Genomic DNA, 741 nt, shown 5'->3' with positions numbered 1-741 from the left:
GCGTCGGGCAGCGCCGCCAGCGCCCGCCGGAAGTCGGCGACCCGCCGGGCGTGCCCGACGCCGGTGCGGGGCAGCGCGGAGCGCCAGCGCACGATGTCCGCGCCGACGAGCTGGGCGGGCCGCAGGGGCATGCCCATGAGGGTCGAGGCGTCGGAGAGGGCCAGGCGGATGAGCTGGTCGTCGGGCAGGGCCACCTCAGGGGGCACGGCGGTGGCGTCGGGCTGGGCGCGCCCGTAGGAGAGCCGCAGCACGTGCCGGCCGGGGCCGGCCGCCTGCCGGACCCAGTCCCACTTGGCGCTCGCGTGGGTGAGGGCCTTGGCGCGCACGCCGCGGGCGTCCTCGCTCACGAGCAGGCCGGTGCCCCGGGGGGCGCCGTCGAGGCGCGGCTCGTCGACCACGAGCGTGGCCAGGGCCACCTGGGGCCCGGCCCCGGGGGCGAACCGCTGGAGCCCCTCCTCGTGGCTGGCGAGGAGCCGGACGGCGGTCGTGCCGTCGGTGGCCATCACGAGCAGCTCCCCGCGCGCCACGGCGGTCTTGTGGCCGAAGCGCGGCTGGCGCTGGATGACCATCCAGCCCTCGCGCCGGGGGTCGCGGTCGAGGGCGATGACGTCGTAGCCGGTGACGAGCTTCACGCCCGCCCGCTCGAGGTCGTGCACGAGGGTCTCGGACAGCGCGTTCATGCCGCCGCGCAGCCCGGCCACGTTCGCGCCCGCGGGCGCGGCGCGGCGCAGGGCGCCCGCC

At 78.9% G+C, this 741-nt stretch carries 1 protein-coding gene; it reads right to left on the bottom strand.

Annotated elements, in window-relative coordinates:
* A partial coding sequence (locus tag CRM73_RS19430; protein ID WP_370658582.1) for an NAD(P)/FAD-dependent oxidoreductase occupies nucleotides 1-741 on the bottom strand: 741 nt, incomplete at both ends.

Origin of the sequence: Kocuria sp. CCUG 69068 (genome assembly GCF_020833785.1) — a bacterium.
Taxonomy (GTDB): domain Bacteria; phylum Actinomycetota; class Actinomycetes; order Actinomycetales; family Micrococcaceae; genus Kocuria; species Kocuria rosea.
This window is presented reverse-complemented; position numbering and strand designations above follow the sequence as displayed.